Origin of the sequence: Lentzea guizhouensis, assembly GCF_001701025.1 — a bacterium.
GTDB lineage: Bacteria > Actinomycetota > Actinomycetes > Mycobacteriales > Pseudonocardiaceae > Lentzea > Lentzea guizhouensis.
The window spans coordinates 7,177,829-7,202,835 of sequence record NZ_CP016793.1 but is presented as its reverse complement, the minus strand read 5'-3'; the positions used below and the strand labels follow the sequence as shown (position 1 = coordinate 7,202,835).

26 protein-coding genes are annotated in these 25,007 nt (G+C 71.9%); 11 read left to right on the top strand and 15 right to left on the bottom strand.

All coding sequences use genetic code 11. From position 1 onward, the window contains the following. The first annotated feature begins 75 nt into the window (after positions 1–75). The 3 genes from BBK82_RS34865 to BBK82_RS34855 are packed head-to-tail and all read left to right on the top strand — an operon-like array spanning position 76 to position 2,377. The gene (locus BBK82_RS34865; RefSeq protein WP_065918769.1) at positions 76–924 is read left to right on the top strand and encodes an MEDS domain-containing protein; all 849 of its coding nucleotides are present in this window, start codon (positions 76–78) and stop codon (positions 922–924) included. Beyond that, positions 921–1,862 carry a sensor histidine kinase gene (locus BBK82_RS34860; RefSeq protein WP_065918768.1) on the top strand — a complete coding sequence of 314 codons (942 nt, stop codon included), beginning with the start codon at positions 921–923 and terminating at the stop codon, positions 1,860–1,862. Before BBK82_RS34865 ends, BBK82_RS34860 begins: the two co-directional genes overlap by 4 nt. A gap of 50 nt (positions 1,863–1,912) precedes the next feature. Then, a complete protein-coding gene (locus tag BBK82_RS34855) occupies positions 1,913–2,377 on the top strand; it encodes a hypothetical protein (RefSeq protein WP_065918767.1) in 465 nt (154 codons plus the stop codon). 27 nt (positions 2,378–2,404) lie between these two features. Here BBK82_RS34855 and BBK82_RS34850 read toward each other — a convergent pair whose 3' ends face one another. Both BBK82_RS34850 and BBK82_RS34845 read right to left on the bottom strand, forming a co-directional pair. After that, positions 2,405–4,264 (bottom strand): DUF4062 domain-containing protein, encoded by a 1,860-nt coding sequence (locus BBK82_RS34850; protein WP_170068014.1) that lies wholly within the window; start codon positions 4,262–4,264, stop codon positions 2,405–2,407. Between the two features lie 54 nt (positions 4,265–4,318). Beyond that, on the bottom strand, positions 4,319–4,816 hold the full coding sequence (locus tag BBK82_RS34845) for a MarR family winged helix-turn-helix transcriptional regulator (RefSeq protein ID WP_065918765.1): 498 nt from the start codon (positions 4,814–4,816) through the stop codon (positions 4,319–4,321). Between the two features lie 58 nt (positions 4,817–4,874). On the opposite strand from BBK82_RS34845, the gene BBK82_RS34840 reads away from it, so the two are divergent. Next, positions 4,875–6,050 carry an FAD-dependent monooxygenase gene (locus tag BBK82_RS34840; RefSeq protein WP_065918764.1) on the top strand — a complete coding sequence of 392 codons (1,176 nt, stop codon included), beginning with the start codon at positions 4,875–4,877 and terminating at the stop codon, positions 6,048–6,050. Between the two features lie 3 nt (positions 6,051–6,053). Here the strand turns inward: BBK82_RS34840 and BBK82_RS34835 are convergent, their stop codons facing one another. Both BBK82_RS34835 and BBK82_RS34830 read right to left on the bottom strand, forming a co-directional pair. Next, entirely contained in the window at positions 6,054–7,121 is a 1,068-nt protein-coding gene (locus tag BBK82_RS34835) for a spore photoproduct lyase family protein (RefSeq protein ID WP_218920433.1), read from the bottom strand. A gap of 94 nt (positions 7,122–7,215) precedes the next feature. Continuing rightward, the gene (locus BBK82_RS34830; protein ID WP_335617999.1) at positions 7,216–7,980 is read right to left on the bottom strand and encodes an SDR family NAD(P)-dependent oxidoreductase; all 765 of its coding nucleotides are present in this window, start codon (positions 7,978–7,980) and stop codon (positions 7,216–7,218) included. A gap of 278 nt (positions 7,981–8,258) precedes the next feature. Here BBK82_RS34830 and BBK82_RS34825 point away from each other — a divergent pair, with 278 nt between their 5' ends. Continuing rightward, positions 8,259–8,825 (top strand): TetR/AcrR family transcriptional regulator, encoded by a 567-nt coding sequence (locus BBK82_RS34825; RefSeq protein ID WP_065918763.1) that lies wholly within the window; start codon positions 8,259–8,261, stop codon positions 8,823–8,825. A 20-nt stretch (positions 8,826–8,845) separates the two neighbouring features. Continuing rightward, on the top strand, positions 8,846–10,792 hold the full coding sequence (locus tag BBK82_RS34820) for an ABC transporter ATP-binding protein (protein ID WP_065921579.1): 1,947 nt from the start codon (positions 8,846–8,848) through the stop codon (positions 10,790–10,792). Here BBK82_RS34820 and BBK82_RS53115 read toward each other — a convergent pair whose 3' ends face one another. The 3 genes from BBK82_RS53115 to BBK82_RS53105 are packed head-to-tail and all read right to left on the bottom strand — an operon-like array spanning position 10,793 to position 11,633. Further along, positions 10,793–11,071, bottom strand: coding sequence for a hypothetical protein (locus BBK82_RS53115; RefSeq protein WP_218920432.1), 279 nt, complete (start codon positions 11,069–11,071; stop codon positions 10,793–10,795). It lies immediately after the preceding gene. Continuing rightward, a complete protein-coding gene (locus tag BBK82_RS53110) occupies positions 11,068–11,493 on the bottom strand; it encodes a cyclase family protein (protein ID WP_218920431.1) in 426 nt (141 codons plus the stop codon). The genes BBK82_RS53115 and BBK82_RS53110 overlap by 4 nt, the downstream gene beginning before the upstream one ends. Beyond that, a complete protein-coding gene (locus BBK82_RS53105) occupies positions 11,451–11,633 on the bottom strand; it encodes a hypothetical protein (RefSeq protein ID WP_218920430.1) in 183 nt (60 codons plus the stop codon). The genes BBK82_RS53110 and BBK82_RS53105 overlap by 43 nt, the downstream gene beginning before the upstream one ends. Before the next feature lie 133 nt (positions 11,634–11,766). On the opposite strand from BBK82_RS53105, the gene BBK82_RS34810 reads away from it, so the two are divergent. After that, positions 11,767–13,722: an ATP-binding protein gene (locus BBK82_RS34810; RefSeq protein WP_065918762.1), complete on the top strand. Its 1,956-nt coding sequence runs from the start codon at positions 11,767–11,769 to the stop codon at positions 13,720–13,722. On the opposite strand, the gene BBK82_RS34805 is transcribed toward BBK82_RS34810, so the two are convergent. Continuing rightward, positions 13,688–14,515: an aldo/keto reductase gene (locus BBK82_RS34805; protein ID WP_257785405.1), complete on the bottom strand. Its 828-nt coding sequence runs from the start codon at positions 14,513–14,515 to the stop codon at positions 13,688–13,690. The two genes, BBK82_RS34810 and BBK82_RS34805, sit on opposite strands and share 35 nt — an antisense overlap. 97 nt (positions 14,516–14,612) lie before the next feature. On the opposite strand from BBK82_RS34805, the gene BBK82_RS34800 reads away from it, so the two are divergent. After that, a complete protein-coding gene (locus BBK82_RS34800; protein ID WP_065918761.1) occupies positions 14,613–15,509 on the top strand; it encodes a LysR family transcriptional regulator in 897 nt (298 codons plus the stop codon). Between the two features lie 11 nt (positions 15,510–15,520). Here the strand turns inward: BBK82_RS34800 and BBK82_RS34795 are convergent, their stop codons facing one another. Continuing rightward, on the bottom strand, positions 15,521–15,979 hold the full coding sequence (locus BBK82_RS34795; protein WP_065918760.1) for a hypothetical protein: 459 nt from the start codon (positions 15,977–15,979) through the stop codon (positions 15,521–15,523). 311 nt (positions 15,980–16,290) lie between these two features. Between BBK82_RS34795 and BBK82_RS34785 the strand changes: the two genes are divergently transcribed. Then, positions 16,291–17,502: an HNH endonuclease gene (locus BBK82_RS34785; RefSeq protein ID WP_065918758.1), complete on the top strand. Its 1,212-nt coding sequence runs from the start codon at positions 16,291–16,293 to the stop codon at positions 17,500–17,502. A gap of 12 nt (positions 17,503–17,514) precedes the next feature. Here the strand turns inward: BBK82_RS34785 and BBK82_RS34780 are convergent, their stop codons facing one another. Together BBK82_RS34780 and BBK82_RS34775 are read right to left on the bottom strand one after the other, a co-directional pair. Next, positions 17,515–18,366, bottom strand: coding sequence for an alpha/beta hydrolase (locus BBK82_RS34780; RefSeq protein ID WP_065918757.1), 852 nt, complete (start codon positions 18,364–18,366; stop codon positions 17,515–17,517). Continuing rightward, entirely contained in the window at positions 18,363–19,589 is a 1,227-nt protein-coding gene (locus tag BBK82_RS34775) for a metal-dependent hydrolase family protein (protein WP_065918756.1), read from the bottom strand. Before BBK82_RS34775 ends, BBK82_RS34780 begins: the two co-directional genes overlap by 4 nt. Positions 19,590–19,629: 40 nt before the next feature. Between BBK82_RS34775 and BBK82_RS34770 the strand changes: the two genes are divergently transcribed. Next, positions 19,630–20,196, top strand: a complete 567-nt coding sequence (locus BBK82_RS34770) for a TetR/AcrR family transcriptional regulator (RefSeq protein WP_065918755.1) — start codon at positions 19,630–19,632, stop codon at positions 20,194–20,196. A gap of 93 nt (positions 20,197–20,289) precedes the next feature. Here BBK82_RS34770 and BBK82_RS34765 read toward each other — a convergent pair whose 3' ends face one another. After that, entirely contained in the window at positions 20,290–20,949 is a 660-nt protein-coding gene (locus BBK82_RS34765) for a hypothetical protein (RefSeq protein WP_065918754.1), read from the bottom strand. Between the two features lie 185 nt (positions 20,950–21,134). Between BBK82_RS34765 and BBK82_RS34760 the strand changes: the two genes are divergently transcribed. After that, entirely contained in the window at positions 21,135–22,271 is a 1,137-nt protein-coding gene (locus tag BBK82_RS34760; RefSeq protein ID WP_218920429.1) for an acyltransferase family protein, read from the top strand. Here BBK82_RS34760 and BBK82_RS34755 read toward each other — a convergent pair. From BBK82_RS34755 to BBK82_RS34745, 3 genes are all read right to left on the bottom strand, one after another. Beyond that, the gene (locus tag BBK82_RS34755; RefSeq protein WP_065918752.1) at positions 22,255–22,734 is read right to left on the bottom strand and encodes a hypothetical protein; all 480 of its coding nucleotides are present in this window, start codon (positions 22,732–22,734) and stop codon (positions 22,255–22,257) included. The two genes, BBK82_RS34760 and BBK82_RS34755, sit on opposite strands and share 17 nt — an antisense overlap. 146 nt (positions 22,735–22,880) lie before the next feature. Next, positions 22,881–24,278 (bottom strand): sensor histidine kinase, encoded by a 1,398-nt coding sequence (locus BBK82_RS34750; protein WP_065918751.1) that lies wholly within the window; start codon positions 24,276–24,278, stop codon positions 22,881–22,883. Then, positions 24,278–24,952, bottom strand: a complete 675-nt coding sequence (locus BBK82_RS34745; RefSeq protein WP_065918750.1) for a response regulator transcription factor — start codon at positions 24,950–24,952, stop codon at positions 24,278–24,280. The genes BBK82_RS34750 and BBK82_RS34745 overlap by 1 nt, the downstream gene beginning before the upstream one ends. Between the last annotated feature and the right edge of the window lie 55 nt (positions 24,953–25,007).

The window sequence follows — 25,007 nt, the reverse complement described above, 5'->3', positions numbered from 1 at the left end:
TGATCAGCTGCACGGTGGTGTGGCGCGCGGGGCCCGCACTTCTCCCCCGCCTCCGCTGGCCCTACGCTGGAGGGGATGCGACGGTCAGGAGTGGTCGAGAACGTGCGGGGCTTCGGCCTCCACGACCACGTGTGCTGGCGTTTCGACGACCGGACGCAGCTGCGCGACCGCGCGGCGGAGTTCCTCGCCGACGGGCTCCGGCTGGGCCAGACGGTTCGCTACATCGGCTCCGGGGCCGTCGACCGGCTGCGGGAGGAGCTCGCCGGGACCGACGTGCTGCGCGCCGCCCTGCGAGACGGGACCGCGCAGGTCACGTCGCTGGACGACGCCTACCCGGTCGGCACCGTCATCGACCCGGCCGCGCAGGTGCGCGCGTACGCGGCGGCCACCGAGCAGGCCGTGGCGGACGGCTTCACCGGCCTGCGGGTCGCGGCGGACTGCACCGCCCTCGTCGGCAGCCCGCGGGAGCGGGCCGCGTTCGCGACCTACGAGCACCTCGTCGACCGCTACATCGCCACCCACCCGTTCTCGGCGATGTGCGCCTACGACGGCACCCTCCTTCCCGACGACGCGATCGAGCAGGTCGCCCGCATGCACCCGAACACCAATGCCGAGCACGTCAGGTTCCGGCTGCACGGCACCGACCGCGCCGGATGTGCCGCCGGTCTGAGCGGCGAGCTGGACAGCGCCTCCAGGGACGAGTTCGCCTGGGCGCTCGACCTCGCCGACCCCCGGCCGGTGGCCGACGAGCTGGTCGTCGACGCGGCCGGGCTGACGTTCATCGACCACAACAGCCTGCTCCGGCTCACCGACCGGGCTCGTCGCCACGGCGCGACCCTGGTGCTGCGGACGGGGTGGCCCGGCGCCGCCCGGCTCGTCCGAGCGCTCGGCCTGCCGGACGTGCGGGTGGAGAAGACACCGTGACCGCACCGACAACGGCCCAGGCCGCCGAGAGCTTCGTCCACCCCGCGGTGTTCTACAGAACCGACGAGGAGTACCTCGCCGCACTCGTCCCGTTCGTCACCGACGGCCTCGAGGCGGGCCAGCCGGTGGCCGTGTCGGTACCGGGACGACAGCTCGCGTTGCTGCGCGGTGCGCTCGGCGACGCCGCGAACGACATCACGATGATGGACATGACCGTCGCGGGCCGCAATCCTGGCCGGATCATCGCGGGGGTGCTGCGCCGGTTCGCCGACGCGCACCCCGACGTGCACGTCCGGATCATCGGCGAGCCGATCTGGGCCGGCCGCACCGAGGTCGAGTACCCGGCCTGCGTGGTGCACGAGGCGTTGATCAACCTGGCCTTCACCGGCCGCGACGTCACGATCGCCTGCCCGTACGACACCGCCGCCCTGCCCGACGAGGTCATCGCCGACGCCCGCGCCACCCATCCGCTCCTCTGGGAACCGGACCGGCGCCGCTCCAGTGCCGAGTACGCGCTGGACGCCGTGCTGGCCCGCTACAACCTGCCCTTCAACGGCCAGGAGTCCGCGGGCGAGTTCGTCGCCACCACGCTGGACGACGTCTCCCCCGCGCGGCGGCACGCGGCCGAGTTCGCCCAGAGCCAGGGCCTGGACGCCGACCGCGTGGCCGACGTCGAGCTGATCGTCACCGAGCTCGTCACGAACGCCCTCATGCACGGCGGTGGGAGCTGCAGCTCGCGGCTCTGGCGGGAGTCCGGCCACCTGGTCTGCGAGGTGCGCGACAGCGGCCGCTTCGAGGACGCGCTGGCCGGCCGTCGACCGGCGGAGCCGCGGCAGGTCGGCGGCCGAGGTCTGCTCGTGGTCAACGAGCTGGCCGACCTGGTCCGCGTGCACACCGGCGCGCAGGGCACGACCTTGCGCGCGATGCTGCGCCTCTGACACCCGGTTGTGCCCCGCCGAACGGCCCGGCGGCCCTACTGTGATCAAGCATGAGACTGGTGCCGCTGCAGTGGGCCTCGCTCGTGGTGATCGCCCTCGACGCCGTCGTCATCGTGTCCGGGTTCGTGGCCGGCAGCCCGTTGCTGCCGCGGTCGGCGAACGTGGTGCTGACGGTGATCTCGTTGGCCCTCATGATGGGGGCGGCGGTGCTGACCGGGGGCGGGTATGACTTCGAGAACCCGACGCTGCCGCTGTGGGCGACCGCGGTGGCGGTGATCGCGTTGTGCGGCGGGGGTTTCCTGTTCGGGTACCCGCTGCTGACCGACACCACGGCGGGGAGCTTCGAGCAGGACAACGGGAAGTACCGGGAGTCGAAGGACGGTGTCGTCGTCCGTGAGCTCACCGAGGAGGAGTACGACCGGGTGATGGCCGCGAACCAGCGCGGGTGGGCGGGTCTCGCCGCCGCCTTCGCGGGAGGCACGTTCCTCTACGCCGGGGTCCGGCACCGGAAGTGAGCTCGCGCCGCAGGGGCGAGCGGATCTTCAGACGAAGTCGTCGAACCGGGCCACGAACTGCTTCGACGTCACGACCCTGGTCACGGCCTCGCTGCCGTCGAGCAGCCGGGTGGCCAGGAAGTCGCCGGTCGGCCGCAGGTCGCGTGTGCCGTGAAGCGGGTGGTCCGCCAGCAGGGTGCGCAGCTCCGCCGCGAACTCCGCCATCGACCGGGGCCGGTTCTCCGTCTCGAAGCTGAGCGACCGCTCGACCAGGTCGCGCCACGGCCGCACGCCCCGCTCGGCCATCGGCGCCGCGCCGGGTTCGAGGTACAGCGACGGGCTGTGGAAGAGGTCCAGCTCGCGCGGCATCGACGTCGAGCGCGGTGTCCGGTACTTGCGCACCTCGCCGACGATCTCGCCGCCGAGGGCCTGCACGACCATCACGGCCATCGGGTAGATGTCCGAGCACGGCGTCACGGGCTCGCCGCGCACCTGTTCGGGAGCGGACCAGTCCGGGGTCCAGCCCGGCGCCTGGTGGCCGGGGCGCACGTCGAAGGAGTCGATCAGCCGCACGCCGTCCTTCGTGAGCAGGACGTTGTCCGGCTTGACGTCGCCGTGCACCACCCCGTCGGCGTGCAGGGCGCCGAGCGCGTCCGCGATGTCGGCGACCACGCCCATCAGCGCCTGCAGGTCGGTGCGGAGCACCGAGGTGAAGACGAGGATCCGTCCCGTGGCTCCGGCCGGGTGGGCGTGCAGGCGCCGCATCAGGAACTCGGCGGCCTCACCCACCGGGCACCCTTCCAGCCCGTCGTCGGCGTCGAGCTGCAGCGTCGTGTTCGGGAGCACCGCCGTGACGCTCTCGCAGACGAACGGGCGCCATTCGACGAACCGCCCGCGCTGCCGTCCCACCGACAGCGTGGTCCCGGTCTCGGGATCGACCGCCAGGAACCGGTTGCGGCCGCCGGTCGACTGGAGCTCCGGTTTGAACCCGCCCGCCATCGAGATCTGGACCGGCCTCGGGTTCCGCAGGGCGGCTGAGGACAGCACGCTGTCGACCACGTGCGGCTGAGGACCGAGGAACCCGGACATCGCCGAGCGGAAAATGCCGGCCAAGGTCCGCGGCAGCACGTAGAGGGTGCGCTGGCCACCGTCCCGCATCAGCACCTCGTGCATGTCGGCCGCCGCCCACGACCGCGTGGCGTGGTCGACCAGCGAGGCGCGGAACGTCTCCAGCAGCTCGTCCGGTGGCGGCATGCTGGACGAGCTGACCGCGGCGCGCAGCTGGCGGAACGGTTCGGAGAGGTCCTGGCTGCGCGAGACCTCCAGGACGAGCGGGACGTCGTCCTCGGTCGTGCCGATCGGCACCAGCACGTCGGGTTCGCTCATCAGGCGCGACGGCGTGGAGAGCGGACGAGCGAGGCCGGCGAACCGGTGGTGTGTCCTCTCCGCGGGCCGGGCGGCCTGCTGGGCGAGCGCCTGGGTCACCTGCAACGCCAGTTCCTGCGGTGTGCGGAAGTGCTTGCGGGTGACCGCGTTCTCGACGTCCTTCTTGAACCGCAGCAGCTCGTTCCTGGCCTCCCACTCGATGTGCTCCGGCGGCCACGGCACCTGTTCGTCGAGGAAGAACGCCAGCACCGGCACGTTCGCCTCGCGGGCGGCCCGGTACTCCAGCTCCGTGACGCTGAACTGGGCACCTTCGGGCACCCAGCCGTAGCGGTGTGCCAGCAGCAGCACGTACACGTCGGCCTGTCTGACCCGGTCCGCCGAGTACGTGGACGAGTCGCGGGCGTCGGCCGGCCAGGTCTCCATGCCGTCGGCGTGCAGGGCGAGGCCGCGGATCGCCTCGGCCACCGCCTGCCGGTGGTCGAGCAGGTCCAGGTAGGTCGAGGAGACGAAGACGCGCAGCACGATCATGCATTGTGGTGGGCGCCGACGCGTCAGGACAGGGGGTGCCCAGTCCGTTCACCGGGTTTGCGCGCTGAGCCGCCGGTCGGCCTCGGTCGCGGCGCCGGTGATCCTGCCCAGGAACGCCGCGACGGTGCGGAGCTCGTCCGGCGTGGTGGTGCGCAGGACGGTGGCGATCTCCGTGCCGGCGAGGGCGAGGAAGCGGCGGGCGTGGTCGCGGGCGGCCGGGGTGGGCCGCAGGGTGACGCGGCGGCGGTCGGTGCTCTCGCGGGTGCGGACGAGGTGGCCCGCGGTCTCCAGCCGGTTGAGCAGGATGGTGGTGGCGCCCGTGGTCATGCCGATCTGCCGGGACAGCTGGGCCGGTGAGAGGGGCTCGTCCGCCTCGGCCGCCCAGATGATCTGGCCCAGGGCGTTCGCGTCGGAGGCAGGCAGCCGCATCCACACGGCCAGGTGCTGGTTGAGCGCCGTGAAGCCGACGACCCAGTCGCGCAGGCGGTGCATCACCTCGACCTGGGGTGCTGTCCACGCCTCCACCAGCGGGTCCGCGTCTGTCATGCAGCCTCCTTTGCCGCCAAGTAGCTTTGCCGCAAAGCTATCAAGTGGGGAGTGGGACATGACGACACGACACGCGGTGGTCTCCGGCGCGAGCATCGCCGGGCTCTCGGCCGCGTTCTGGTTGCGGCGCTCCGGGTGGGAGGTGACCGTGCTGGAGCGCGCGAAGCAGTTCCGCGACGGCGGGCAGAACGTCGACGTGCGGGGCACCGCGCGGGAGGTGCTCGCCAGGATGGGGTTGTTCGAGGCGGTCAAGGCGCAGAACACCACCGAGACCGGCACGGTGTTCGTCGGCCCGTCGGGGCAGGTGCTCGCGGAACTGCCCTCGGCGGGACCGGACGGGCCGACCGCGGAGCTGGAGGTGCTGCGCGGTGACCTCGCCACCACGATCCTGCGGAACCTGCCGGCGGGGGTGGAAGTCCGCTACGGCGACACCATTTCCGACGTCGAGGACGGCGTTGACGCCGTCACGGTGACCACCGCGGCCGGGCGGACGTTGCACGCCGAACTGCTGGTGGTCGCGGAGGGCGTGCGGTCCAGCACTCGCGACCTGCTCTTCGGTGACCTGGTCGACCGGCGCGACCTCGGCATCGCCATGGTGTTCGGCACGATCCCCCGCACCGCGACCGATGACACCCGGTGGCGCTGGTACACCACCACCGGCGGACGGCAGATCCACCTGCGCCCGGACAACCACGGCACGACCCGCGCCATGCTCGCCTGCACCGGGAACGTGGCCGGGCACGATCGCGCCGAGGCACTCAGCCGGTCCCGGGACCGCTTCGCCGACGCCGGCTGGGAGGCCCGGCGCGTTCTCGACGGGTTCGACGGCTCCGAGGACGTCTACGTCGACCAGCTCACCCAGATCCGGATGCCGGCGTGGCACCGCGGCCGGGTGTGCCTCGCCGGGGACGCCGCGTGGTGCGTCACGCCGATGGGTGGCGGTGGCGCCTCGCTGGCGCTGATCAGCGGTTACGTGCTGGCCGCCGGCGTGTCCGGGAGCGGGGACGGGCTCGCCGGCTACGAGGAGTGGATGCGGCCCCTGGTCGACGACGTGCAGAACTTCCCGGGCTGGCTGGTGCCGGTCGCCTACCCGCAGACGCGGCTCGGCCTGCGGCTGCGCCGCCTGGCCGACCAGGTGGTCACGTCCCGGTTGCTGGCACCACTGACGGCCAAGTTGACCTGGGTCGCGGCCAGCGAACGGGCGTTGCCGTCCATGCCGGTGGTCCAGGCCTGACGGTCAGAAGGCGTACCGGACGCGCAGGTACGGGGCGTGCGCCTCGACGAGCGCGAGGAAGGAGTCGAGCAGCTCGCGCTTGAGCCCGCGCCGGTAGCGGACGTTGACGCCGCCGCCCTCACTGCGCTTGACCTCTTGCAGGTCCGGGCGCCACAGGAGGTCCTCGGCCTGCGGGTGCCAGCGGAGGTTGACCTCGTGCAGCGGCTGGTTGTGGGTGAGCATGATGACCTCGGCGGCCAGCTGGTCGCGGGTGGCGGGTGAGGCCGCGTCGCCGAGCGACTCGAGCAGCTCGCGCCAGTCGTCGAGCCAGCCGTCGTGCACGACCACCGGGCTGAGGTTCACGTGCACCTCGTAACCGGCGGCGCGGAAGTCGTCGAGGGCGGCGAGGCGTTCGGCGACGGGGCTGGTGCGGATGTCGAGCAGCTTCGCGGTGCGCTCGGGCATCAGGGAGAACCGGACGCGGGTGCGGTGCCGCGGGTCCCAGTCCAGCAGGTCGCGGTTGACGTACTTGGTCGCGAAGGACGCCTTCGCGGTGGGCAGGCCGCGGAAGAGCTGCACCAGGTCCTTCACGTTGTCGCTGACCAGTGCGTCCGCCGAGCAGTCCGAGTTCTCGCCGATGTCGTAGACCCAGGCCCGGTCGTCGATCTGACCGGGCTCGGTCATGTGGCCCTGCCTGCCGACGTGGCGGGCCAGGTAGCCGGTGATCTGGTCGATGTTCGCGAACACGGTGATCGGGTTGGAGTAGCCCTTGCGCCGCGGCACGTAGCAGTAGGCGCAGGCCATCGCGCACCCGTTGGCCGTGGACGGGGCGATGAAGTGCGCCGAACGCCCGTTCGGCCGCGCGCTCAGGGACTTCTTCACCCCGAGCACCAGCGCCTCGCGTTTGATCCGCACCCACCGCCGCGCGTTGGCCTCGTCGCCGTGCAGCTCGGGGATGCGCCAGTGGCTGTCGACCTCGACCCGCTCGGCGTCGGGGAACCTGTCGAGCACCTCACGGCCGCGTGGCAGCAGCGCGGCGGCGGGCTCCACGTAGATCCGGGTCGGGCTCAGCAGCGGTGTCGAAGTGCTCACTCTTGCAGTGTCCACACAGCACCGACAAAAAACGGCCACCGATGCCCGGCGGCCGAGTTTTGGTGACACACGGCTCACACCGGCACGGGGCCGGCTACGCGCCCGGCTTCGCCACCAGCGGGAAGCTCACCCCGGTGAGCCGTTCCGACGCCTCCCACAGCCGCCGTGCCAGCACCGGGTCGCTGGCCGCCGCCGACCGGCCGACCAGCGCGGGGTGGCCGTGCAGCTCGAACCGCCCGTCCGGGCCGACGTAGCTCGCGCCCGGCAGGTCCTGGGTCGCCGCGTACAACGACGGCAGCGCGCCCTGCTCCTCGGTCTGCGCGAGGTAGCGCCCGGCCAGGTGCACGACCTTGACCAGGTGCTTGTTGCGGCCCTTGGTGCCCAGGTTGCTCGCCGTGTAACCGGGGTGCGCGGACAGCGCGCGCACGGACGACCCGGCCTCGCGGCAGCGCCGGTCCAGCTCCAGCGTGAACAGCAGGTTCGCCAGCTTCGACCGGCCGTAGCCCTTCACCGCGGTGTACCCGGAGCGGGCGAAGTCGAGGTCGTCGAGGTCGAGCGTCCCGGCCTTGTGCGCGCCGGAGGCCACCGTCACCACCCGGTCGGTGATCGCGGGCAGCAGCAGGTTGGTCAGCGCGAAGTGGCCGAGGTGGTTGGTGCCGAACTGCAGCTCGAACCCGTCGGCCGTGCGACCGAACGGGGTCATCGCCACCCCGGCGTTGTTGACCAGGACGTCGAGCTCACCCTGCCACGCCTCGGCGAACGCGCGCACCGACGCCAGGTTCGCGAGGTCCAGCTCGCGGACCTCGGTGGTGCCGGACATGGCCGCCGCGGCCCGCTCCCCCGCGGCGACGTCACGCACGCGAGCACCGTGCGCCCCGCCGCGGCGAAGGCGGTCGCCGTGCCGCGGCCCACCCCGCTGGCGGCGCCGGTCACCACGACGGTGCGGCCGGTCAGGTCGGGGAGGTCTGCGGCGGCCCACCGGTGCTTCGTCATGATCGCCAGTGTAAGCAGTCAACCGAGGCGGGCTCACGTTCTGCCCTGAGTGGACACGCGCGATCCCGTTTGACGGAGTGAGCACTCACTCCGCACCATGGGTGGGTGACACCAGCATCAGAGACCCGGCGGAGAGCGCCGGGCATGAGCGCCGAGGACCGGCGCGCCATGATCGTCCACGCCGTGCTGCCGCTCCTGGTCGAGCACGGCGCGAACGTGACGAGCAGCCAGATCGCCCGCGCCGCCGGTATCGGCGAGGGCACCGTCTTCCGCGCGTTCAAGGACAAGGACGAGCTGTTCGACGCCTGCACGGCCGAGGCGCTCAAGCCCGACCACGTGCTCGACGCGATCGCCGAGATCCCCGTCGACCAGCCCCTCGAAGACCGGCTCGTCGAGGCCGCGGAGGCGCTCGGCGCGCACCTCGAGCGGATGGGTGCGCTGATGAGCGCACTGCACGCGTCCGGCCGGCACCGCGATCCTGACCAGCGCCGCGCCGCGAAGGGTGGGCGGCGCGAGTCGATGGCCGCCATCCGAGCGGCGATGGTGGAGCTGTTCGCGCCGGAGGAGGACCGGCTGCGCCTGCCGGCCGAGCAGCTCGCCACCCTCTTCCTGACCCTGTTGTTCGGGGGCCGCCGGCTGCCCCAGGACGACGCGCCCACCACGCGCCAGGTGGTCGACTTCTTCCTGCACGGCGCCGTGGAGGCTGGATGATCCCGGGCGGCGGGGGCGGCGTGGAGTTCTTGCTCGGCAGACGCGGCCGGCGCCGGCGCGCCACGACGGTGCCGGACAGCGGGCTCACCGGACCGGTCGACATCCCCGAGGCGAAACCGGACGACGGACCGAAGGACCTGCGCTCGCGGCTGCGGCGCGTGCGGACGTCCGTGGTGGGCACCGTGCGCGGGCTGCCGAAGGTGGCCAGGCTGACGTGGCAGGCCAGCCCGGTGCTGACGATCCTGCTGGCGCTCATCACGGTGCTGTCGGGGCTCCTGCCCACGGCCACGGCGTACATCGCGAAGCTGTTGCTGGACTCCGTCGTCGCGGCGATCCAGAAGACCGGCACCACGGCCGACATCGCGAACATCGTGCTGCTGCAGTTCGGTGTGCTCGCCGCGAGTGCGGTCAGCAGCGCGCTGACGTCGATCGCGCAGTCGCTGCTGCAGGAACGCATGACGCTGACCATCCGCCACCGGGTGATGGCACACGCCAGCGACCTGCACCTCGCCTACTTCGAGGGCTCGACGTCGTACGACATGATGCGCCAGGCCGCGCAGGAGGCACCGACCCGGCCGCTGTCGATGATGAACTCCGCGCTGGGGCTGCTGCGGACGCTGGTCACGTTCGGCAGCATGATCGCGCTGCTCGTCTCGATCAGCCCGCTGCTGGCCCTGGTCGCGCTCGTGGCGCCGATCCCGGCGTTCATCTCGCAGTCGAAGTACGGCACGCGCGCGTTCTGGCTGACGTTCATGATGTCGCCGATCAAACGCCGGATGGACTACCTCTCCTCGTTGGTCACCACCGACACCTACGCCAAGGAGACGAAGCTCTTCGGGCTCGGCCCGTACTTCGTCGACCGGTTCCGCCGGCTCGGCACGGTCTCCTACGAGCGGTCGCGGAAGCTGACGGTCAACCGCAACGTCAGCTCGACGTCCTGGGGTCTGCTGAGCACGCTCGCGGGGTCGGCGATCACGTTGTACATCGCGCTGGAGGCCGTCGGCGGGCGGCTCACGCTGGGCGACCTGGCGCTGTACACGGCCGCGGCCGCCTCCGTGCAGACGTCGGTGTCCGGGCTGTTCACCGCGTTCTCGGGGATGTACGAGAACAACCTGTACCTCGACACGCTGTACCGGTTCCTGGACACCAAGCCGGAGATCACGGCACCGGCGTCGCCGCGGCCGATGCCGTCCACGGTGGAGGGACACATCGAGTTCGACGCGGTCACCTTCGCCTACCCCGGCGCGGAGGAACCCGCGCTGCACGAGGTCAGCTTCGAGATCCGGCCCGGTGAGACGGTCGCGGTGGTGGGCCGCAACGGTGCCGGCAAGTCGACGTTGTTCAAGCTGCTCTGCCGGCTCTACGACCCGACCGGCGGCCGCATCCTGCTCGACGGCGTCGACATCCGCGAGTACGACCCCGTCGAGCTGCGCACGCGGATCAGCGCGATGTTCCAGGACTACGTGACCTACCAGGGCACGGCCGCGGAGAACATCGGCCTCGGCGACCTGACGCGGCTGGAGGACCGGCCGCACGTCGAGGACTCGGCCGGCCGCGCCGGCGCGGCCGAGCGGATCGAGCGGCTCCCCCAGGGCTACGACACGCCGCTCGGCCGCTGGTTCGACCAGGGTGTCAGCCTGTCCGGCGGTGAGTGGCAGAAGATCGCGCTGGCCAGGGCGTTCCACCGGGAGGCGCCGATCCTGGTGCTCGACGAGCCGACCTCCGCCCTCGACGCGCAGGCCGAGCACGACCTGTTCGCGCGGCTGCGGGAGCTGTCGGAGGGCCGGACGACGCTGTACATCTCGCACCGGTTCTCCACGGTGCGGCAGGCGGAGCGGATCCTGTTGCTGGAGCACGGGAAGGTCGCCGAGTACGGCACGCACGAGGAGCTGATGGCGGCCGGCGCCGGGTACGCCGAGCTGTTCACGTTGCAGGCGAAGGCGTACCTGGACGAGGTGCCGAGCTGATCAGAAGACCGCCAGCGGGTTGACCGGCAGACCGGTGGTGCCCAGGATGCGGGGAACCGCGGCCACGAACAGGAACGTGTGCCGCCCCTGTTCCGCGCAGACGGCCGCGAGCTCCTCGGCCTGGGCGCCGTCGACCAGCAGCAGGCCGAGGCGCAGCAGCCCCAACCGGTGCAGCGCGCCGGGGATGTCGCCCTGCACCGGCGGGTGCGCGTCGCCGATGTCGCCGGCGTAGACGGAGATCCCGCGGTCGTGCATCCACCGGACCGCGCCCGAGGTCATCCCCGGCAGCGCCCGGCCGTGCTCGGCGACCGGTCCCAGCCCGCCCGCACGACCAGCGCGTCACCCGGCTCCACCACGACGCCCACCCGTGCCGCCGCGACGTCGAGGTCGCCGGCTGTGACCGGGTGCCCGTCGGGCAGCTGTCCACCGGGAGCCAGGTCGAGCAGCACACCGCGGGTCACGATCCCGCCGGCGAACACGTCCGCGGCACCGTGGGTCACGCCCGCGGGCCCGGAGCTCTCCGGTTGCGGGATCCCGGGGTAGACCTGCCCGTCGGCCACCATGTGCGACAAAGCGTCGAGGTGGGTGACCTCGGGGTGGTGCGTGGTGACGAGCATCAGCTCGGCCATCGCCAGCGGCGGTGAGCCGGTGAACGACATCATGGTCTGCACGCCCGTGGTGTCCGCCCGCAGAGCGGCCATCGGCCCGCCGAACACCCGGTGCGCACCTGCGCGGCACCCCGCGCACGGGCCTCCGCGGTGATCAGGTTGACGGTGCCGAGCTGGTCCGCGTCACCCCAACGTCCCCAGTTGCTCGGGAAGTCGGCGGGGCTGGTGTCCATGGTGGGCTTCCTTCGTTCTCGGGGAGCAGGACTGCACCAAGATCGTCACCGCGCCGGCCCGTGCGCAACAGCCCAGCCGGTGCCCACCCGGTGCCCAGAACCGGTGGGCAGCGGTGTGGTTACTGTCGGGTGCATGCCTTCACTCGGACACGCCCTGCGGGAGCTGCGGCGGTCGTCGTTCACGGGCCGGGACGAGGAGATCGCCGTGTTCCTGGACGCGCTGGGCAGCCCCGGCGTGCTCTTCGTGCACGGGCCCGGCGGAGTGGGCAAGAGCGCGTTGCTCGACGTGTTCGCGGACACGGCCGCCGAGAAGGGCTTCGCGCCGGTCCGCGTCGACGCCCGTCACCTGGCCCTCGACCGGGGCGCGCTGCCCGTGCCCACCGGTGACGCGCCCGAGGTGCTCCTCATCGACACCTACGAGCTGCTGGAGCCGGTCGACGACTGGGTCCGCGACCACTACCTGCCGTCACTGCCGGAGTCCTGCCTGGTGGTGGTCGCCGGGCGGCGCGGTCCAGGACCGCGGTGGCGCGCGGACCCGGCCTGGCGGACGTTGCTGCGGATCGTCGCGCTCGACAACCTGTCGCCGCGGGAGGGACTCGCCTACCTGCGCACCCAGGGCGTTCCCGAGGAGTCGCACGACAGGTTGCTGCGGATCAGCAGCGGCCACCCGCTCACGCTGTCGATGATGGTGGACGCCGTGCGCCGGGGTGCGGAGCCGCACACCCTGGCGGACGTGCCCGGCGGGGTGGGCGCGCTGCTGGCGCGGTTGGTCGGCGAGGTGCCGAGTCCCCGCCACCGCACCGCCCTGGAGGTGTGTGCGCTGGTGCTCGTCACCACCGAGGACCTGCTGCGCGCGATGATCGGCGACGACGCCGGCGAGCTGTTCGCGTGGCTGCGGACGCAGGTGTTCGTCGACGAGTCGCGATACGGGCTGCACCCGCACGACATCGTCCGCGAGGCGCTCCTCGCCGACCTGCGCTGGCGCGACCCGAGCCGTTATGCCGCCCTGTACCGCAGGAAGCTGGACGTGTCCGGCGACCAGGTCCGGGCGGCGGCGACCGAGCGGGAGCGGCTGGACCTGATGGTGATGACGGTCGTGCTCAACGGCGCACGGTCCCGGCACGCCGCGCTGGCGTCGCTGCCGCCGACGATGCGAACCCACGCCGACGGGCTGCGCGACGACGACCGGGCGCCGATCCTCGCCATGACCACCCGGTGGCAGGGACCCGAGCAGGCCGAGCTGGTGGCGCACTGGATGGAGCGCCAGCCGGGGGCGTTCCGGGTCTTCCGCACCGAGAGCGGCGATCCCCGCGGCTTCGGCGCGTGCCTGGACCTGACCGGGGCCGGCCTCGGGGTGGATCCCGGCGTGGACGCGATGTGGGCGCATGCCGCGGAGTACGGCCCGCCGCGGGCCGGTGACCGGGTGCGGGCCTGGCGGTTCTTCCTCGACCGCGACCACGGGCAGCGCCCGTCACCGTCGCTGACGCTGTTCGTCGCGTGGCAGATGCTGGACATCGTCATGATCGGCGACGACACGGCGTGGAGCTTCGTGGGCGCGTTCGCCGACGGCGAGCTGTGGGCTCCCGCCATGGGCTCCCTGGGGTTCCCGGTGGTCTCCGGCTACACCGCCGGCGGGTCGCGGTTCCCGGTGTTCGCCCACGACTGGCGCCGGACCGGCCCCGCGGAGTACACGGATCTGTTGCACGCCAGCCAGTTGGGCACGACGACGCGTTCCGTCCCCGACGAGGTGCTGTCCTTTCCGGAGTTCGCCGAGGCGGTCCGGTCCGCCCTGCGCTCGGTGCACACGCCGGAGCTCCGGTCGAACCCGCTGGTGCGCTCGCGGATGGTCAGGCGGCACGGGCGGGCCGGACGCACCCCCGCCGAGACCCTGCGGGACCTGGTCGAGGACGCCGTCGCGGTGCTGAAGCCGGACTTCCGCGTGTTGCTCGACCGCACGTTCCTGCGGCCGGTCGGCGTTCAGGAGCGGGTCGCGGAGTCGCTGCACCTGTCGTTCAACACCTACCGGCGGCACCGGGACAAGGCGGTCGCGCAGCTCACCGAGTCGTTGTGGGAGCGGGAGACGGGCTGAGCCGGTCGAAGTCCTCTTCGGACAGTTCGACGTCCACCGCGCGGACGTTCTCCTGGAGGTGCCGCGGGGAGGACGTGCCCGGGATGGGGAGCATGACCTCGGACCGGCGCAGCAGCCACGCCAGCGCGACCTGCGCCGCGGTGGCGCCGAGCCGGCGGGCCACCTCGGCCACCGGTGAGTCCGGGCGCACGCTGGGCGCGATCGGCAGCCAGGGCAGGAACGCGATGCCGCTGCGTTCGCAGTGCACCAGCACGTCCTCCCAGCGCCGGTCGACGAGGTTGTACCGGTTCTGCACGCTGACGATCGGGGTGATCCGCTGCGCCTCGGCGATCTGGTCGACGGAGACCTCGGACAACCCGACGTGCCGGACCTTGCCCTCGTCCTGCAGCTGCCGCAACGCACCGATCTGATCCGCCAGCGGCACCGCCGGGTCGACCCGGTGCAGCTGGAACAGGTCGATGCGCTCGACCCGCAGCCGGCGCAGGCTCAGCTCGGCCTGCTGCCGCAGGTACTCGGGACGGCCCAGCGGGATCCACTCGTCGCCGGGGTGGCACTGACCCGCCTTGGTGCCGATCACCACGTCGTCCGGGTACGGGTGCAGTGCTTCGGCCAGCAGCTCCTCGTTGCGGCCGAGGTCGTAGGAGTCGGCGGTGTCGAAGAAGGTGACGCCGAGGCCGACCGCGCGGCGGGCCAGGGCGTGCGCCGCGGCCGGGTCGTTCGCGGGCATCCGCATGGCGCCGAAACCCAGGCGGTGGACCGGGAGGTCGCCGCCGAGGACGAGAGTCGAGTGCACGAAAGCTCCTTGTCGGTTGTTCCGGCACCAACACTGGCTTCTCGCATCCGCTAAGACAATCGAAACATTCTTCTTGCGACCGCGTAGCATCGCTAATGTGTTGAACCTGGAACGCCTGCGGACGCTGCACGCGGTGTCCACGACGGGATCGGTCCGCGGCGCCGCCGAGGCACTGCACGTGACCACCTCGGCGGTGTCGCAGCAGCTGGCCAGGCTGGAACGCGAGGTCGGCCAGCGCCTGCTGGAACGGCAGGGCCGCGGCATCCGGCTGACCGACGTCGGCGACCTGCTCGCCGAGCACGCGGGCAGGCTGCTGCAGCAGGTCGAGCTCGTCGAGACCGACCTCGCCGGCCACCGCGGCGCCGTGGCCGGAACGCTCTCGGTCGCCGCGTTCGCCACCGCCGCCCGAGGCCTGCTGCCGCCGGTGCTGCACACGTTGCGGCAGCGGCACCCGGACCTGTCGGCACGACTCGTGGAACTGGAACCCGGCGAGGCGATCGCCCAGCTGCGCCACGCCGACGTCGACATCGCGGTGGTGCAGGACTGGCCGGAGGAGCCGCTCACCGTTCCCGCCGGCATCTCGTCCGCCCCGGTGCTGGAGGACGTCCTCGACGCGGCGCTACCCGACCGGCATCCGTTCGCCGGCCGGTCCGCAATCCCGCTGGACGAGCTGCGCGACGAGGACTGGGTGGGGTGGCCCAGCGACGAGCTCTGCCACGGCTGGCTGGAGAAGACGTTGCGCCGCAACGGGATCGACCGCCGCATCCAGCACACGGCCTCGGAGCACTCGACCCAGCTCGCCCTGGTGGCGGCGGGCCTCGGCGTCGCGATCATCCCCCGGCTCGGCCGCGGCCCCACCCCCGAGGGCGTCCGGTTCGTGCCACTGCTGCCGGCACCCCGCCGTCGGGTGTTCGCGTTGTGGCGCGACAGCAGCACGAACCGCCCCGCGTGCCGGGCGGCGTTGCGCGCTCTGCAGGAGGCCGCCCAGCGGTAGAGGCGGCACGGTCAGTCGGCCAGCTGCTGCTCCAGCTGTGCGAGGCCGCCCTTGATGAGCTGCCCGTAGTCGTCGTCGCCGAGCGCGCCGACCGAGTCCCTCGCCAGCTGGAGGTGCTCGCGGGCGCGGGTGAGATCGCCGAGCTTGCGGTAGCAGTCCGCGACGTTGAGGTGCAGGGACGGGTACAGGGCGGTCACCGGGAGCGTCACTCCGGCCCGGGCGGCGTGCTCGTCGGTGATCGAGTCGGCGGCGGCCAGTGCCCGCAGGTCCCAGGCGAGTTCCTCGCGCACGTCGTCCTGCACGTCGGCCATGGAGTGGGCGAGTACGCACACGTGCAGCGGATCCCCTTGCTCACCACCGATGTCGGTCCAGATCTGCGCGAACAGGTCACGGGCGGCGTCACGCTGACCGCGGTGGTGGTGCAGCTCGACCGCTTCGCCGATGCGGATCATCGTCGGGTCGGTGAACATCGGTTCCCCCTGAGCCTGTCTACGACGGTTCAGCACACAGCATGGCGCAGCAGGACTGGCTGCCGCGCCGTGCCGCGTGGGCCGTCAAACGCTCAACAGCCGTCCTGGAAGCTGATCCGCACCGGCATGGACCGGCTCTGGGTGGTGACCAGGGCCAGGCTGAAGGCGGGTGAGGCGGTGCACCTGAACGGTCTCATGAACCCCTCCGTTCCCTCGGAGTGATCGTCCTGCGCTCGGCTCGTCTGGAACAGGACCGTCCAGCCGAGCCGAATTTCCGGACAGAGAGCACGGCGAGCGTCGATCATGAAGGCATGCGCGCAACAGACGACGCCGGGGCCGTGCTCAACGCCGAGTTCGAGATCGAGGCGGACGGCGACCACCTCGCGTTGGTCATGAGGAGCGCGGGCGGCAAGGTCGCCGGAAGCCCGCACGGCCGCAACCACCAGTACAACCTCGCTCTGGAGCTGTTGCTGCGCCGGCTTCGCGAGCGCGGCGCGGTGCTGCAGAGCGGGGTCGTCGACTCGACCGCGGTCAGGGACCTGCCCGAGTCCCAACGCTCGATCGTCGACTCCCCGGTCGTGCTGGCGGCGGAGCCGGACCTCGAGGCGTTGCGCAGGAAGCTGGGCCGCGCACAGGGGCGGATCGGCAGGAACCCCGACGGCAACGCCACCAAGCAGATCCGGCTCAGGCTGCGGGTGCCGGGGTACGCGGCAGACGACGTCGACCGGCTGGCCGCGGACCTGGCGCAGCCGGCCGACCGCGGTACGGCACCGGACGCGTTGGCCCTGCTGCAGTCCCTCATCGGCGATCCGATCGAGACGGTGACCGGCAACGTGAACACCATCACCGAGGTAGCGCCCGACCACAAGCGGGTGCGGGTGACCACCGAACGATCGCCCGGCGGTCAATGGGTCGACGTCGCCGATGTCCAGACCGGGCTTGAGAGGCTGCACGCCCAGGGATCGGTGCTCGTGAACGTCGAGCAGCTCGGCCACCGCTCCGCTTTCGTCGGAGCAGTGCTGGCGACCATCCCCGGCACCGTCGTCTCACTCCGGCCGGCCACCATCACGTTGCACGCCCCGGAGTTCCCGGTGCGCATCCGCCGGTTCCCCGTGCTCGACGGCACCGCGCAGGTCACCACCCGCAAGGAGCAAAGCGAACTGCGCCGGTTGCTGCTGCGTGGCCGCACCGCCGCACCCTGCGACCTGTGCGGCCACGACTACCCCGAGGACTTCCTCGTCGCGGCGCACATCAAGAAGCGGTCGGTGTGCACCGACGACGAACGCAACGACCTCGCCAACGTGGCCATGCTGGCGTGCAGGTTCGGCTGCGACAGCCTGTTCGAGCTGGGCCACGTCACCGTGGACGACACCGGACGGGTGCGGTCCTGGCTCGAGGACGGACTCGGCGGCCGGCTGCGTGACCACCTGGAGCAGCTGCTCGGACGCAGCTGCAGCGCACACCGCACCGGCTCGCAGCCGTACTTCTCCTGGCACCGCACCAACGTCTACCGCGGCCAGTGACACCGCACCCGCTCACAACGCGCGGCAGGTCCTCAGATAGCTCAAGAACGACGCCTGCAACCCGGTCACATGCGTCTCCCGCAACACCGCACTGGTAACAGCACCCCCACGCGAAGCCAGCCGATGCAGAACATCAGCCGTGTTCCTCGCAAGGTTCCGATAGACAGCCAACTCTCCAAGCAGCTCCTGCTCGTTCACCGTCACATGGAGCTTCGCAGCGAACGGACGATCCCCCATCTCCCGCAGCTGCGCGAACACCCGAGACCCCTCACTGACCACCCCTGGGCTCCCCGCCCCGACACTGTCGAAGAGCCCGCTGCCGGACAGCCAGGCGTACAGGCTGAACAGCCCGCCGTAGGAGTACCCGAACAGCCCGTGACCATCGGCAGCAGTGCCGTAGTCCCGTTCGATCCGCGGATGCAGCTCCTCGGTCAGAAAGCCCAGAAACGCATCGGCCCGACTGTCGCGCAGTTCCGCCAGATAAGCATCGGCCTGGGCACGTGTCATCGCCCCCGTGTCGACTCCCATCTCCACGGCGTCGATGAACTCCTGAGCGACCGGTTCGCCGGGTGGCACCAGGTCCCTGTTGCGCAGCCGGTCCCAGTGCTGCGCCTCCTCGCCCGCGTAGCCCACGCTGACCTGCAGGTAGGGCTGGATGCGCTGCATCGGGTCGCGCTGGGTCACGATCAGCGGGGCCGTCATGCCCACGGCCCAGTTGCCGTCGAGCACGTACACGGCGGGCAGCGGTGTGGCGGGGTCGTGGCCGGGTGGGGTGGTGACCCAGATGCCGTAGGCGTGGCCGGCGCTGGAGCGGGTTTCGAAGTAGTCGGTGTCGGCGAGGCAGCCGTGCAGCATGGTGGTCATCGGAGGTCCTTCACAACGCGTCCTGACTGGACGACGACGATGGCGTTGGCGGGGTCGGCGAACAGGGCCGGGTCTTCGAGCGGGTTGCCGTTCCAGAGCACGAGGTCGGCCTGCAGGCCGGGGGCGATGACGCCCACCTGGCCGCTCAGGCCGAGGATCTCGGCGTTGGTCTTGGTGGCGGACACGAGGGTGTCCATCGGTGTTTCGAGGTGGGCGCGCAGCCTGAGCTCTTCGCCGCGGCGGTGCTGGGCCGGGCCGATGAGGTCGGAGCCCAGGCCGATGCGCACGCCGGCCTGCTTGGCGGTGGCGAGGGCGCGCGTCATCCGTTCGCGCACGCCCTGGGCGCGCGAACGGGCCGATTCGTCGAGGCCGGCTTGGGCCGGGTCGTGCAGCAGGTGTTCGACGACGGCGAACGTGGGTACGAGGGCGACGCCGTGCGTGGCCATCAGGATGGCTGTGGGTTCGTCGATGTCGGTGCCGTGCTCGACGCAGCGCGCGCCGGCCTCGACAGCGTTGCGGATGCCTTCGTTGTTGTGGGCGTGGACCGTCACGTAGGTGCCGCGGGCGGCGGCTTCCTGGACCGCCACGGCGATCTCCTCGACGGTGAACTGGGTGTCGGTCAGCCGGTCGTGCGCGCCGACCACGCCGCCGGTCACGCAGAGCTTCAGGAACGAGGCACCGCGGCGGAAGGCCTCGCGGACGTTGGCCCGCAGCTCGTCCGCGTTGCCGGACATCGTGGACAGTGCCGCCAGGCCCGGGATGTGGTGGCTGTTCCACAGCTCGGTGGGTTCCCAGGCGGCTCCGTAGTAGCCGTGGCCGCCGATCTGGCACTGCACCGGTCCGCACGACAGCACGCGCGGTCCCCTGACCTTGCCCTTCGCGATCGTCGTGACGACGCCGCCGTCGATGCCGCCGGTGTCGCGCACGGTCGTGAAGCCCGCGTCGAGCGTCGCGCCGGCCGTGGCGAAGATGTCCGCCGCGATCTCGGCGGCGCTGAGCTGGAACGAGAACTGCGGCTGGATCGGGCTCGACAGGCCCAGGTGGACGTGGGCGTCGATCAGGCCGGGCGTCATCGTCAGGCCGCCGGCGTCGAGCCGCTCGCCGTGGGCGCCGGAGGTGCCGAGCGCGGCGATGCGCCCGTCCTCGACCGTGACGTCGACGTCGGCGGGGTCACGACCCGATCCGTCGACGACCGTCGCGCCGACCACCTCAAAACGTGCCACCGGTCCTCCACTCGTCTTTTCCAATGGATAAACTGCGGGCGTGACCCTGTCAAGTTCGGAACGCAAGGGCGACGCCCGGGAACGACTGCTGGCCCGGCTCCTCGACGCCTTCGGTGAGGCCCTCCCACCACCGGAGACGTCGCTGCGCGAGATCGCCGCGCGGACCGGGACCAGCCACGCCCTGCTGCGGTACCACTTCGGGTCGCTCGCCGGCGTCCTGGCGGCGGTGCTGCGGGCGCAGCGGGCGCGCGACAACGAGGCACTGTTCGAGGTCGCGCGGCAGGGCACGTTCGACGAGCTCGTGCGGGCGATCTGGCAGACCTACACCCGCCCGGAGCAGCTGTCGCGGGTCCGCGGCTTCTTCCACGTCGCGGGGCTGGCCGCGTACCGGCCGGAGGACTTCCCGGAGCTCGTCGACTCGCTCGACGACCTGACGAAGGCGCTGGCCTCGCTCGCGCGGGACGAAGGGCTGGGTACCGAGGAGGCGCTGACCACCGCCACGGTCACCATCGCGGCCATGCGCGGCCTGCTGCTGCAGGAGGTGCTGGGGTCGCCGGTCCGCTCGCCGGACGCGGTGGAGCTGATCCTGCGCATGCGCCGATCGTGAGACGCCGCCGGGCGTCGACGTGCCCGATGACGTCGATGAACGACGACCACATCCGGACGATGGTGTCCGAAGTGGACGGCCAAGACCTGACGATCAGCGGACCGGGTGGCCGAGTGCGGCGAGCTCGTCGGCGATCGCGGCCGGGGTGACGGCGGGGTTGAGCGCGGTCACGACGTCCGCGGTGAGCGGCCGGCCGGCGTAGAAGTGCCGGACCGCGTCGAGGTCGACCGGTTCGCCGTAGTAGTCCTGCGCCCAGTCCTGGAACGCCTCGGGCGTGCCGGCGGTCAGCAGTGCGAACATCCAGTCGGCCCCGTCCTCGTCCCCCTCCGGGAACGCGATGTCGCCGTGCCGCCAGGCACTGTCGCCGTGCTCGCGCCACAGGCACACCGTGACCCGCGGGACGAGGTCGTCGCAGAACGCCGGTTCCTCCACGCACGCGCGGAACACGTCCGGCACGGAGTCGACGACACCGGGCCACGGCTTGTCGTCGTCGCTGGCGTAGGGGCTCATCGACGACTCGTGGTCGAAACCGCGCACGAAGGCCCCTGCGGCCGTGAAGACGACGGAGTACTCGTTGCCCGCGCCGTCGTACATGGAGGCCAGCTCCTCACCGGGCGCCCACTCGGTGTCATAAAGGTGATAACGGACGTCGCTGTCGGGGTCGAGCACGACGTCGAGCGCGGCCAGGGTGCGGCACAGGGCGCGCAGGTCCGGGATGGCGGGCAGGAGACGAGCCACGTCGTAGGCGGTCACCCGGACATCCAAGCAGGCGGACGGCTGTTCGCGCCGGAGATCGCGTCAGCTCCCGGGCGCAGCGGGCTCGGCTGCGACACGGTTGCGACAGGACCAGGACCTCGGGGCGATCTCCCCGCCGCACAGTCGGTCAGGTGACGGAGCTCCAGGAAGCAAGAACAGCGCCGGTGCGGCGTGGTCCTCATGTGTCCTCGTTGGACGGTCTGCGCGGTGTCGCCGTGCTCGGTGTGCTGTTGTTCCACGCGGACCTGCTGCCCGGCGGGTTCCTGGGCGTGGACCTGTTCTTCGCGTTGTCCGGCTACCTGATCACCGGCCTGCTGCTGCGGGAGGTGGCGGCGACGGGCACGGTGTCGCTCGTCGCGTTCTGGGGCAGGCGGGTTCGCCGGTTGTTCCCGGCGCTGGCGACCGTGCTCGTCGTCGTGACCCTGGTGGTGTGGGGGTTCGCGGCGGATGACGTCGTGCGCACGACGCTCGACGACGGGCCGTGGGTGCAGGCCAACCTGCAGAACTGGCACCTGCTGGCGGAGTCGGCGAGCTACTGGGACCGGTTCGGTGGCGGGCGGGTGTTCGAGCACCTGTGGAGCATCGCGGTCGAAGAGCAGTTCTACCTGGTGTGGCCGGTCGTCGTGGTGCTGCTCGCCCGGGGTGGGCGGCGTGCGGGGCACCGGGTCGCGGTGGCCGCCGCGCTCGTCTCGGTCGCTTCGCTCGGGGTGATGGTCGTGTTGCTCGACGCCGCCGACCCCACCCGCGCCTACACCGGTACGGACACGAGGGCGTTCTCGTTGTTGCTGGGCGCGGTGGTGGCGACGCCTCCGGTCCGGGAGGCGTTGGGGCGTGCGGTCGGGCGGTGGACCGGTGTCGTGCTGCTGTTGCTGGTGGCGGGGATCGGCACCATGTGGGCGCTCGCGGACGGCACGAGCTCGGTGTGGCTGTTCACCGGCGGGTTGTTCGCGCACTCGCTGGCTTCGGCGGTGCTGATCGCCTTGTGCGCGCGGGCATCGGATGTGCCGGTGTTGTCGTGGCGGCCACTGCGGTGGTTCGGGGAGATCTCCTACAGCCTCTACCTGTGGCACTGGCCGGTGTTCGTGCTGGCCGCCGCGACCAGCAGCTGGGTCAGGACCGTGGTGGCGTTCGGGGTGTCCATCGCCCTGGCGGCGGTGACGAGGTACCTGGTCGAGGACCCGATCCGGTTCCGGGCGGGCTGGGCGGTCGGCGGGAGCGGGCTGGTCGCGTTCGTCCTGGCGATGGTCGGGCTGGTGCTGCTGTGGGTGTTCCTGCCCGCTCCGGCGCCGCCGCAGGTCGACGTCACCCGCCTGGGGTGATCAGGGGGCAGGTCCGCTCCACTTCGGACTCCGGCGCGGGTTGGGTGAAGCGGGTCTGCACCTTCATCGTGCGGGCTCCCCCGCTCTGCACGTGCACGCCCAGTGCCGTGCACACGATCTGGTCGATGCCGCGCGGTGTCACGTCCCTGGCGGTCAGCGGCAGCAGGAGGCGGATGACGTTCGGGGCAGTGGTGACCACCACGCGTGTGGTGGGGGTCGAGGCGATCTCGGTGCGCAGGCCGGAGCCGCCGGGACCGCTGAGCAGCAGGTCGAGCGCCTCCGAGACGGTGCCGAGGCGCGAGGTGTCGCGCAGCTGCGGCCGGAGCTCGCCGTTCGCGTCCACGAAGTACAGCGTCACGCCGGGTGCGACGCCGGTCGGTGGGTCGCCGCCGTCGGTGACGCCGGACGGTCGCACCCCGCAGCCCACGAGCAGCAGCACCACGACGAGCCAGATCCGGTTCACCCGCGCTCCTCCCTCGACAGCGCCACCACGGCGAGCCAGGCCCGGTTCACCCGCGTCCCTCCCTCGACAGCGCCACCACGGCGAGCCAGGCCCGGTTCACCCGCGCTCCTCCCTCGACAGCGCCACCACGGCGAGCCAGGCCCGGTTCACCCGCGTCCCTCCTTCGGCAGCCGCACCACGAACCGCGCGCCACCACCAGCCCGGTTGGCCGCGGTGATCCCGCCGCCGTGCAGTCGTGCGTTCTCCAGCGCGATCGCGAGCCCCAAGCCGCTGCCGGGCGTGCGGGTGCGGGCCGCGTCAGCCTTGTAGAACCGGTCGAACACGTGCGGCAGCACCTCCTCCGGCACGCCCGGTCCACTGTCCGTCACCTCGACCAGCACCTGTCCGCCCACTTCGGACACACGCACGCGCACCGGCGGCGCGCCGTGCCGCAGCGCGTTGCCCACGAGGTTGGCCACCACGACGTCCAGGCGGCGCCGGTCGAGTCGCGCCCACACCACCGGAGGCGTCACCAGTTCCATCTCGCCGAGCCAGCGCCGGGCGTGCAGACAGGCCCGCACGGCCGCGCTGACGTCCACGTCCTCCAGCCGCAGCACCGCGGTGCCGGCGTCGAAGCGGGACACCTCCATCAGGTCCTCGACCAGCCGGACCAGCCGCTTGGTCTCGATGATCGCGAGCCGCGCCGACTCCCGCGCGTCGGGCTCCATCCCGTCGGCGGACATCGCCAGCACCTCCACCACGGCGGTCAGGGTGCTCAACGGCGTGCGCAGCTCGTGCGACACGTCCGCGGCGAACCTCCGCGCGTCGGTCTGCATGCGGTGCATCGCCGCCATCGTCGTCTGCACGGACTCGGCCATCGTGTTGACGGTCGCCGTCAGGTCGGCGAGCTCGTCGGCGCCCTGCGGCTGGGACCGCGCGTCCATGTCGCCCGCGGCCAGGCGCCGGGCGGTGTCCCGCAGGTCGCGCACCGGGCGCAGCACGCTCGCCGCGGCCAGCAGCGCCAGCACCACCGCGAGCGGCAACGCCAGCGCGGCGGTGAGCACCGCCGTCCTGACGATGCCGGTGATCTCCTGCTCCACGGCCGTGAGGTCGCGGGCGGCGTAGACCTCGATCCCGGACGGCGTGCGCGACCCGTCGGGTGCGGTGATCACCACCGGCGTGCCGACGAGCAACCAGGACGTGCCCTCCGCGGTCACGCGCTGGGTGACCAGCCGGTGCCGGGTGCGCACGGCGGCGCGGAGCTCGTCGGTGGTCCGGTCGGGTCCGTCCGCCGACACGAGCCCCTCGTAGGTGACGACCGTGTCCGGCCCGACGGCGGTGCGCAACCGTTCCAGCGCCTCCTGGTCCGGCGGGTGGGTCAGCCCCGGCGTGACCGCGGTGATCTGGCCGGTGACCGTCCCGGCGAGCCGCTGTTCGGCCGACCGGACGAGGGCCGCGCTCGCCGATCCCGCGCCCGCCCACGCCGCAGCCGCCGCGCCGAGCACCGTCACCAGCACGAACGCGACCAGCAACCGCGGCCGCAGCCCTCGCGGCCACCAGCGCATCAGACCGGCCCGAACCGGTACCCGAAGCCGCGCACGGTCTGCACGTAGCGGGGTGCCGCCGGGTCGTCCTCGATCTTCGCGCGCAGCCGTTGGACGCAGTTGTCGACGAGCCGCGAGTCGCCGAGGTAGTCGTGCTCCCACACCTCCAGCAGCAGCTGCTCCCGGCTGAGCACGCGGCCGGGCGCCCGCGACACGGTCAGCAGGAAGCGCAGCTCGGTCGGCGTCAACGGCACCGGCTCCCCGCGCAACGTCACCGTGAGCCCGGCGGTGTCAATGCGCAGCTCACCGAACAGCCGGACGTCGTCGGTCACGGCGGTGGTGCGCCGCAGCACCGCCCTGATCCTGGCGTCGAGCACCGTCGGCTGCGCGGGCTTCACCACGTAGTCGTCCGCACCCGCGGCCAGGCCACCGACGACGTCGAAGTCGTCGCCCCGCGCGGTCAGCATGATCACCGGGACCTCGCCCTGCGCGCGGATCCGCCGGCACACCTCGACACCGTCGACACCCGGCAGCATCAGGTCGAGCACCACGATGTCCGGAGTGGAGGAACGGAACTCCCGCAGGCCGTCCTCGCCGGTGGGAGCGGACCGGACGGCGTGGCCGTGCCTGCTCAGCGCGAGCTCCAGCCCGCGCCTGACCAGCGGATCGTCCTCGATGAGCAGAATGGCCGCCACCCGTCCAGTATGGACAAGCCCCGCCGGGTCGCCGGCTACGAGCAGGTCCCTGCGA